Source organism: Celeribacter marinus (assembly GCF_965656515.1).
Taxonomy (GTDB): Bacteria; Pseudomonadota; Alphaproteobacteria; order Rhodobacterales; family Rhodobacteraceae; genus Celeribacter; species Celeribacter marinus_D.
On record NZ_CBFHKW010000070.1, the window covers coordinates 1 to 9,084 of the forward strand.

Below are 9,084 nucleotides of genomic sequence, written 5' to 3' on the forward strand. Positions count from 1 at the left end.
CACCCATAGCTTTTTGAACAAACCGTTGCCCAGTTTGAACGTTAATTCCTGCTCAAACGTCAGGTTGGCCGAGCTTTGCGAGAAGGCTTCGCTGTCGGGGCGCGCGCGCACCGTAGCCGCCCCTGCGGGCTTTGCCTCAAAGGGTTCTGGCGCGTCGAACATCGTAGCAGGTGCCGTAATCCGCGCAATCCGCGCGGCCTCATCCGCCGTTCGGGTGACCACGCTCAAATGCGGATCACCCAAGGCCAGATCGGCCGCCGCCGCCCCGTGCGCAAGCAAGGCACAAGTTGCACTAAGAGCAAAAAAGCGGCGGCGCATGATAGATTACTCGAACACAGCGTCAGGGTTGTCGAGGCTATCGGAGCCTTCGACCTCAATCGCCGAGGCCGTCAAGACCGTTACCGCCCGTTCGATATCGCGGGTCTGTGCCACAAGCGCATCAACCGCCCCCATGATCAACGCCTCGCCCGCAACATTGCCGCGCGCCAACATCTGATCGTATGAGAACCCCGCCTCCGCTGCCGCTTTCAACGTGCCGAGCTGCGCCACGGAATGATCAAGCGCCGCCGACAAATCAGCCGCCACATCCGCATCCGATGCCGCCAAAAGATCGTGCAGGCTCTCGCCTTGTATTAGCGTCCCATCGGCTCGCACATATTGTCCGACATAGACATTGCGAATGCCAAGACCGTCATAATAATGCGAGTTGTGCGTGTTGTCGGAAAAACAATCGTGCTCTTCCTCAGGATCGTTGAGCATCAGACCAAGCTTCATCCGCTCACCGGCTTGCTCGCCATATGACAGTGACCCCATGCCCGTGAGCATCGCCGTAATGCCCGCAGCGGGATCGGTCACCACCGCCTCACGCGCCTCACCACCTTCGGCCCATGCCGCCGTGATGTATTCGAGATCAGACACCAATAGCTTGGATGCGGCGGACAAATACGCGCCGCGACGATCGCAATTGTTATTGGTGCAGGCGTCCCCTTGCGCATAGTCGGTCCACGCACGATTGCCCGCGCCATGATCGGTCCCGTTCAAATCTTGCCCCCACAGCAGAAATTCGATGGCATGATAGCCCGATGCCACATTGGCCTCGATCTCATCTGCCTCGTGCAGCGTATCGCTGATGAATGCGGGGGTGATCGTGGTCGCGTCGATCTCTTCGCCAGATAGGGTAAAGGTCGGGTTTGCAATCACATTGAGCGCGCGAAAGGCGTTCTCATCGCCCGCTCCGCCATACGCGGCGTCCACGTAGTCGATCAACCCCTCATCAAGGGGCCACGCGTTCACCTTGCCCTCCCACTCATCTACAACCGCGTTGCCGAACCGGTACACTTCGGTTTGCTGATAGGGCACGCGGGCCCGAATCCATGCGGTTTTGGCAGCGGCCAGAGTTTCGGCGGACGGCGCGGCAATCAGCGCATCAATGGCCCCATCAAGAGCCTGTGCAGTGATCAAGCTGTCGCCATAGGCGGCTTCAGCAATATTCGCGTAATTGGTGACGACTTCGGCGGCCCCTGCGTGTGCAGACATCGGCAAAATTGCGGTCAATGTGGCGGCTGTGAACAAGAATGCGGTGCGTTTCATTGTAAATCTTATGTCCCTTTGGCGTGGAAATCCGAACTCTGTGACGAGAGTCGATGTGCAATGCGCCTTATCTGACAATTTTACTATGATATGTCAATCCTGATTCTTTTAATAAGATATATGCCCGCCATGCACCCGCAACCTCACTTTAGCCAAACACTAACCCTATCTTTAGTAGAACTTAATTGCTGTCTTCTCACCTTCCGTGACAGATTGACCAAACACAACCACCACTCTGGAGGCATCGGTGCCTGCATCCGTCACATCCCCGACACCCGCCAACGCGGGCTCCAACACCTCACTAGCACGGCGTGCATGGAACATTCGCCGCACCGCGCTGCGCATGGGCGAAGTCCAAGGACAGGGCTATATCGGGCAAGCGTTGGGCGTGGCGGATGTGCTTGCCGTGACGCATTTTCACGCGATGACCTACCGCGCCGCCGATCCCGAATGGGAAGAGCGCGACCGCTTTTACCTGTCGATCGGCCACTACGCGATTGCCGCCTACTCCGCGATGATCGAAGCGGGGATTTTGCCCGAGGCCGAATTGGAAACGTACGGCATGGACGATAGCCGCCTGCCGATGTCGGGCATGGCGTCCTACACGCCCGGGATGGAGATCACCGGCGGGTCTCTTGGCCACGGGCTTGGCATCGCGGTTGGGGCAGCCCTTGGATTAAAACGTAAGAAATCAAAGAGTTTCATCTACAACCTGATGTCGGATGGCGAGCTTGGCGAAGGGTCTACATGGGAGGCCGTGATGTCGGCCGTGCAGTGGAACCTCGACAATCTGATCTGTGTTGTGGACTTCAACGACCAACAGGCAGACGGGCCAAGCACCAACGCATTGGCCACCCCGCGCTACTCGGAAGCCCCCAAATGGGCCGCGTTCGGATGGCATGCCCAAGAGGTGGATGGCAATGATCTTGACGCGCTTGTCGCCGCATTTGACGCCGCGCGCGCCCTGACCGACCCCAAACCCAGTGTCATCATTTGCAACACCAAGATGTGCAAAGGCGTGCCGTTTCTGGAAGCCCGCGAAAGCACGCATTTTATTCGCGTAGAGGCCGATGAGTGGGCCAAAGCCATCGCTCATCTGGATACGGAGTGCCCCGCATGAGCTCGTCAATTCGCACCCATTCGGGTGATGTGCCATTCGGGGCCGCGTCACGCCGCATCTCCAAATACACCGAGCGCCGCGCCCCGACCGAGCGCCGCGCCACCTCTGCCATGATTGCGTCCCTCGACGCCGAAGGGCGCGACACGGTATCGGCCCCCTTTGGTCACGCGCTATGCGATCTGGCCGCCACACGCGACGACATTGTGGGGCTCTCTGCGGATTTGAGCAAATACACGGATATGCATGTTTTTGCTGAAAAATACCCTGATCGCTTTTACCAGATGGGCATGGCCGAACAGGTGATGATCTCGGCGGCGGCGGGACTTGCGCGTGAGGGCTTCACCCCCTTTACCACCACCTACGCCGTGTTCGCCTCGCGCCGCGCCTATGATTTCATTTGCATGGCGATTGCCGAGGAAAACCTACCCGTCAAAATCGTCTGCGCCCTGCCCGGATTGACCACGGGATATGGCCCGAGCCACCAAGCCACCGAAGACCTTGCGATTTTTCGCGGACTGCCGAACCTGACCATCGTCGATCCGTGTGACGCGGTGGACACGGCACAGGCGACCAAAGCCATCGCCGATCACAACGGCCCCGTTTACATGCGCCTGCCGCGTGGCAATGTGGCCAATGTGTTGGGCGACTACGGCTATGAGTTCAAACTGGGCAAAGCGCAGATGATCCATGACGGCAATGACGTGTTGTTCATCTCCACGGGCCTGATGACAATGCGCACGCTTGACGCGGCCAAGCGCCTCAAAGCGGACGGGATCGACTGCGCGGTCCTGCATTGCCCGACCATCAAGCCCCTTGATATCGCGACGATCAAAACGGAGGCCGCCCGCAAAGGCCGCCTTGTGGTCACCGCCGAAAACCACACGATTGTGGGCGGATTGGGCGAGGCGGTGGCGGCGGAGTTGATGCGCTCGGGCGTGTTCGTGCCGTTCAAATCCATCGCCCTGCCCGACGAATTTCTCGACGCGGGCGCGCTGCCCACGTTGCACGATCAATACGGCCTCAGCGTGGATGCTGTGGTCGCCAAAATCAAATCCTGGATGTGAGACACAACATGAAACTACTCGACGGCAAAATCGCAATCATCACCGGTGCCGCCTCCCCGCGCGGCCTTGGCAAAGCCACCGCACACCTGTTTGCCGAGCACGGCGCAACCGTGGCCATTCTCGATCTCGACGCGGATCAAGCCGCCGCAGCCGCCGCCGATCTTGGCGCGGGCCACATCGGATTGGCCTGTGACGTGACCAACAAGGACGATTGCATTGCCGCCGCAACGGCCGTGGTTGCCGCCCTTGGCCGCATCGACATTTTGGTCAATAACGCAGGCATAACCCAGCCGCTCAAACTCATGGACATTGCGCCCGATAATTACGAGGCGGTCACCGACGTGTCCTTGCGCGGAACGCTTTACATGTCTCAGGCGTGTATTCCGACCTTTCGCGCCCAGAAATCCGGCTCCATCGTCAATATGTCGTCGGTATCCGCACAGCGCGGCGGTGGCATTTTCGGCGGGCCGCACTATTCGGCGGCAAAGGCGGGTGTTTTGGGCCTGACCAAGGCAATGGCGCGCGAACTGGCCCCCGATGGCATCCGGTCCAACGCCATTTGCCCCGGCTTCATTGCCACCGACATCACGGCGGGCAAATTGACACCAGAAATGAAAGCTCAAGTGCTTGACGGTATCCCGATGGGCCGCGCGGGCGAGGCGTCCGATGTGGCGGGATGCGCATTGTTCCTTGCGTCCGAATTGTCGGCCTATGTGACGGGCTCCGAGATCGATGTGAACGGTGGGTCCCTCATTCACTAGCGAGGCTTCGCAACCATAGCTTTCGAGCGAGACTCAAAAGGCGCGTCCCATTGGGCGCGCCTTTTTCGTTGCGTCTTTGGGTGGGCTTAATCCGGTGCGCCGTGCGCCAATTCGGTCGCCGCGTTGATCTCCAGATCATGCAGACCGAGCTGCGTTTTGAGATCGCTCACCATGGCCGCATGATCCACAGCCTTTTGCGCAATCCAATCGGTAAACAGGCGGACCGCACGACGATTGAGATGGCGCGGCGGACAAATCAGCCAATAGGCGGGAAAGGTGAACACGGGCAATTCGGGCGTAACCGGCACAAGACGCCCCTGCGCCACTTCGGGGGCGGCGAGTGCGAGGCTTTCCAAGACAACCCCCTTGCCGTCCAGCGCCAGTTGCAACGCCAAAGACGACCGATCCATCAAAACCGATTTCGTATTCGATGTGACATCCAAGCCATTGCGCCACAGCCAAAAATCCCACTGACACATCGCGCGCGCACTATCGATCAAGCGCGCCGCATTCAGGCGCGCGGCGGGATCAACCTGTAATCCACCAAGCGTGGCGAGGTATTCGGGACTGGCCAAGGGCAACACCTGATCTTGCAGCACGGGCGCGCTATGAAACGCGGGCCAATTGCCCGACCCGTAGCGAATATCAAGGTCCATCAATTCGCGCTCAAAATCGGTTGGATCGGGCGCGGCATCAACCCGCAGATCAAAGTCGGGGCACAGATCAATGAATTCAGACAGGCGCGGCCCAAGCCAACGCACCCCGAACGAGGGCATAACGCGCAAATTAAGCCGCCGTGTTTCGCGGGCTTTGCCTAGGTTTTTACGGGCTTCCGACAACATCCGCAGCGCGGTGGCCGAGGTTTGAAACAGCTGCTCACCCTCCAAGGTAAGCGCCAGATTGCGCCCCTTGCGGCGAAACAGTTTAATCCCAAGCTGTTGTTCTAAAAGTTTGACCTGTTGGCTGACGGCCGAAGGCGACACCGACAACTCTTCGGCCGCAACCGTGAGTGAGCCACGCCGCGCCACGGCCTCGAAATGAAGAATCGCATTTAGGTTATTGCCGCGCGCCATCTACGTGCTCGATCACTTGAACACGGGCGTATCATCGCCCTGCGCGCTGGCCTCGACGCCCAAAGCTTCATCGTGCTTCATCACATCTTTGAGGTCTTCGCCCAAATGGCCCAAATGGGTATGAATTGCTGCCGCGGCCCGTTGCGGATCGCGCGCACGCAGAGCCTCAATGATGGCTGTATGCTGAGTGATCACGCGTTGGCGGTTGCGTTTTTCCATCGCCGTCAAATACCGCGCACGCCACAGACGCTGCAACAACGCCGTGTGCATATCGGCGAGCGTTTCGTTGTGCGACATCCGTGCAATCATCGCATGAAACCGCATGTCCATTTCGAACATATCAAGCGGATCGCTCTCGTCGAAGGTGTCGGACATCACTTGGGTCAGGTCACAAACCTCGTCAATTTCGGCATCCGAGGCGGCGCGACAGGCGATCTCGGCGGATAGTTTTTCAAGATTGAGCATCACCTCAACCTGATCCGCGAGGGTTTTGAAACTGGGATTCGCAACGATTGGCGAGCGGGCCCGGCGCAGAATCACCAAGCCCTCTTGAGCAAGGATTCGGATAGCTTCGCGCATGGGTGTGCGGCTCACTCCGAGCTCTTCGGCATTATCGCGCTCTTTGATCGCATCCCCAGGGTTTAGGCGACCCCTAAGGATATCTCTGCGTAACGAATGAGCTATTTTCTCCGGAAGATTATCTCCGTGAAAACCGTCCCCTAGATCATTCAATTCGTTCATAAAACTCGCCTCAAGCCAAGAATATTTATTTCCGCGTTTAACGACCATATCATCTTTTTTAATTTGGTATACCAAAAGTTGTTGATTGTCGGCGCGGGTTCGGTTTAGCGTCTTTCTTGTGATGGTATACCATCTGATGTCGTGGCGCTCTCACTACGAGGGCGTACTCATCCGGGAGGGATGACGCGATACATAAAACGAAGGACAACCATGTCTTTGGCTGTGGTCACGCAGCCATCCTAGGGAGGGATTTTATGAAACTGACTTCAATTCTCAAAACCGCAGCACTCGGTGCTGTGATTGCTGTTCCGGCGATTGCACAGGACGTTACAACACTGCGCATCTCCACGCACTACGCAACCGAGCACCCCTCGGGCAAGCTTGCTGCAAATTTCGTTGATGACGTTGAAACAATGTCCAACGGTTCCATCGACATCGAAATGTTCTACTCCTCGTCCGTGGTTGCCACGACAGAGACTTGGGACGCTGCTGTAAACGGCATTCTCGATTGCGACATGACCGGTGGTGCATACCAAACAGGTAAAAACCCTGCGTTCCAATTCGTTGGCGACATCATGGGCGGCTACGACACACCATACCAGCAGCTGTCATGGCTCTATTACGGCGGCGGCTACGAAGCAGCACAGTCGCTCTATAACGAGTACGGCATGCAGCTCGTCGGTTGGTGGATCTACGGTCAGGAATCTTTTGCCTCGACCAAGCCACTCGCAGGCTTTGACGATCTCAAAGGTTGGAAGTTCCGTTCGCCTCCAGGTCTTGAAACCGAAATCTTCACCGAGCTGGGCGCAACCCCAATCGTTATGGATTTCACAGAGATCTTTACAGCGCTCGAAACAGGCATCATCGACGGTGCTGACGCCTCCGGTCTTGCCAACAACGTGGGCCTTGGTCTCTACGACATCGCCAAGCACGCCAACTACCCTGGCTTCCACTCCATGCCGTCTGACCACCTTGCGTGTAACAAAGACGTCTGGGATGGCCTGACACCGTCGCAGCAGCGCATCATGGACACCGCAATGCAGAAACTTTCCCTGCACACTGCGATCTCCAACGAGAAAGCCAACAACGAAGCTGCCGCAGCTCTGCGTGAGCAAGGTGTCAGCCTCTACGCTTGGTCCGACGAGGACAAAGCACAGTTCCGCGCCGGTGCACAGCGTGCATGGGACGGTTGGGCTGCCAAAACTCCAGAAGCGGCTGCACTCGTTGCATCGCACCGTGAGTATCTGGGCAAACTCGGCCTGATCTCCAAATAACCGAATGCGTCTCATGACGCATGGGTGACAAGCCCTGGCGGGCCCCAAATTGGGCCCGCCATTTTTTTCTCGAATGTCCGCCGCGTGAAACGGCTCAATCTCCAAACATAAAAAGGGAGGCCAGGATGAATCAGGACAGTGTCTGGCTCGGCCCCATGCGAGGTCCGGTCAAGAAATTGGCCATCGGCTTTACCGCGCTTGCGCTCGCGGTGTTTGCATGGCTTGCCATCAACAAAATATTTACGACAGATGCCCTTGGCATCCATGAAATGATCCGCGCCGAGGGCGGGATTACGGCCAAGCTCATGCTTGGATCTCTCGCTGGCGCAATCTTGTTCGGCTCCGTCTATCTCTCCGACACCATTGGCGCCATTGAGGACAAGCCACACGGCTTTTTCGACTACCTCTCACTGGTCACCTCGCGCATCGCCATGATTGCGGTCGTCATGATCGTGTTGGTGATGTTCTATGAGGTTGTCTCGCGCTACGCGTTCAACAGACCAACCTTGTGGGCCAACGAATTGTCGCTGTGGATTGCGGCGTTTGTGTTCTTGCTTGCCGGTCAATATGCCATGCAGCAACGCTCACACATCCGTATCTACGTGATATACGATCTCATGCCACGCTGGATGAAAAAGACATCCGATGTGATTTCCGTGTTCTTGATCTGGGTGTTTTGTTTTTCCCTCATCTGGGGTGGGTTCAACGATGCATGGACTCGCATGTTGCGCATGGAAACCTTTGGCACCGCGTGGGATCCGCCCATTCCCGGAACGCTGAAACCCGCCATCCTATTCATTATCGCTCTCGTGGCTGTTCAGGCGCTCTCCAACCTCATCGCAGATTGGCATAAAGCACCCGAGCATCATTCGCCCGCAGACGACATCGACGAAGAAGAGATTGCAATGCTGCGTAAAACACTTGGGGAGGACAAATAATGGTCGATATCGGCACCCTCTCTATCATCGTCTTGCTGGGCATGTTTGCCCTGCTGGCGATCGGCATGCCCTTGGGCTTTGCCTCGGCGTTCCTCGCCGTTGTCACACTTGTCCTCAAGTTTGACGTGGACATTTTGTTCAACACCTTTGGCCGTGGTCCCCTCTCCGTGTTGGGTCAGGCCGTCTACCGACAGATGACGAACTATGTTCTGATCTCGGTGCCCCTGTTCATATTTATGGCCTCTCTCTTAGAGAGGACGGGCATCGCCAAAGACATGTATTCGTCGCTCAATCTGTGGCTCTCTCGTACCCGTGGCGGTATTGCCTTTGTGACCTCGTTTATGGCGGTGATCATGGCGGCGATGTCGGGCATCATCGGTGGCGAAGTGGTTCTGTTGGGCCTCATCGCCCTGCCGCAGATGCTCCGTCTTGGGTATAACCAAAACCTTGCGATCGGGACAATTTGTGCGTCCGGCTCGCTCGGCACGATGATCCCACCGTCCATCGTTTTGATTTTCTACGG

At 57.4% G+C, this 9,084-nt stretch carries 9 protein-coding genes and 1 pseudogene; 6 read left to right on the top strand and 4 right to left on the bottom strand.

All coding sequences use genetic code 11. The features are described from left to right. Positions 1 to 318, bottom strand: a pseudogene (locus ACTG34_RS12330) (di-heme oxidoredictase family protein); the annotation flags it as partial. A gap of 6 nt (positions 319 to 324) precedes the next feature. Then, positions 325 to 1,590, bottom strand: a complete 1,266-nt coding sequence (locus ACTG34_RS12335; RefSeq protein WP_439105185.1) for an imelysin family protein — start codon at positions 1,588 to 1,590, stop codon at positions 325 to 327. A 247-nt stretch (positions 1,591 to 1,837) separates the two neighbouring features. Here ACTG34_RS12335 and ACTG34_RS12340 point away from each other — a divergent pair, with 247 nt between their 5' ends. The 3 genes from ACTG34_RS12340 to ACTG34_RS12350 are packed head-to-tail and all read left to right on the top strand — an operon-like array spanning position 1,838 to position 4,535. Beyond that, positions 1,838 to 2,710 (top strand): transketolase, encoded by an 873-nt coding sequence (locus ACTG34_RS12340; RefSeq protein WP_439105186.1) that lies wholly within the window; start codon positions 1,838 to 1,840, stop codon positions 2,708 to 2,710. Next, entirely contained in the window at positions 2,707 to 3,774 is a 1,068-nt protein-coding gene (locus ACTG34_RS12345) for a transketolase family protein (protein WP_439105187.1), read from the top strand. The genes ACTG34_RS12340 and ACTG34_RS12345 overlap by 4 nt, the downstream gene beginning before the upstream one ends. Before the next feature lie 8 nt (positions 3,775 to 3,782). Further along, the gene (locus tag ACTG34_RS12350) at positions 3,783 to 4,535 is read left to right on the top strand and encodes an SDR family NAD(P)-dependent oxidoreductase (protein ID WP_439105188.1); all 753 of its coding nucleotides are present in this window, start codon (positions 3,783 to 3,785) and stop codon (positions 4,533 to 4,535) included. An 86-nt stretch (positions 4,536 to 4,621) separates the two neighbouring features. Here ACTG34_RS12350 and ACTG34_RS12355 read toward each other — a convergent pair whose 3' ends face one another. Both ACTG34_RS12355 and ACTG34_RS12360 read right to left on the bottom strand, forming a co-directional pair. Beyond that, the gene (locus ACTG34_RS12355) at positions 4,622 to 5,608 is read right to left on the bottom strand and encodes a LysR substrate-binding domain-containing protein (RefSeq protein WP_439105189.1); all 987 of its coding nucleotides are present in this window, start codon (positions 5,606 to 5,608) and stop codon (positions 4,622 to 4,624) included. Between the two features lie 12 nt (positions 5,609 to 5,620). Next, positions 5,621 to 6,349 (bottom strand): GntR family transcriptional regulator, encoded by a 729-nt coding sequence (locus ACTG34_RS12360; RefSeq protein WP_439105190.1) that lies wholly within the window; start codon positions 6,347 to 6,349, stop codon positions 5,621 to 5,623. A gap of 254 nt (positions 6,350 to 6,603) precedes the next feature. On the opposite strand from ACTG34_RS12360, the gene ACTG34_RS12365 reads away from it, so the two are divergent. The 3 genes from ACTG34_RS12365 to ACTG34_RS12375 all read left to right on the top strand — a co-directional run. Then, on the top strand, positions 6,604 to 7,623 hold the full coding sequence (locus ACTG34_RS12365; protein ID WP_439105191.1) for a TRAP transporter substrate-binding protein: 1,020 nt from the start codon (positions 6,604 to 6,606) through the stop codon (positions 7,621 to 7,623). A gap of 125 nt (positions 7,624 to 7,748) precedes the next feature. Beyond that, a complete protein-coding gene (locus ACTG34_RS12370; protein WP_439105192.1) occupies positions 7,749 to 8,561 on the top strand; it encodes a TRAP transporter small permease subunit in 813 nt (270 codons plus the stop codon). Next, positions 8,561 to 9,084 (top strand): TRAP transporter large permease subunit (locus tag ACTG34_RS12375; RefSeq protein WP_439105193.1); only part of this gene is annotated, 524 nt, incomplete at its 3' end. The genes ACTG34_RS12370 and ACTG34_RS12375, both read left to right, overlap by 1 nt.

Excerpts from the sequence above, each read along its gene's own strand:
- ACTG34_RS12370 (WP_439105192.1), top strand. The coding sequence starts at position 7,749 with ATGAATCAGGACAGTGTCTGGCTCGGCCCCATGCGAGGTCCGGTCAAG.
- ACTG34_RS12335 (WP_439105185.1), bottom strand. The coding sequence starts at position 1,590 with ATGAAACGCACCGCATTCTTGTTCACAGCCGCCACATTGACCGCAATT.
- ACTG34_RS12345 (WP_439105187.1), top strand. The coding sequence starts at position 2,707 with ATGAGCTCGTCAATTCGCACCCATTCGGGTGATGTGCCATTCGGGGCC.
- ACTG34_RS12360 (WP_439105190.1), bottom strand. The coding sequence starts at position 6,349 with ATGAACGAATTGAATGATCTAGGGGACGGTTTTCACGGAGATAATCTT.
- ACTG34_RS12365 (WP_439105191.1), top strand. The coding sequence starts at position 6,604 with ATGAAACTGACTTCAATTCTCAAAACCGCAGCACTCGGTGCTGTGATT.
- ACTG34_RS12355 (WP_439105189.1), bottom strand. The coding sequence starts at position 5,608 with ATGGCGCGCGGCAATAACCTAAATGCGATTCTTCATTTCGAGGCCGTG.
- ACTG34_RS12350 (WP_439105188.1), top strand. The coding sequence starts at position 3,783 with ATGAAACTACTCGACGGCAAAATCGCAATCATCACCGGTGCCGCCTCC.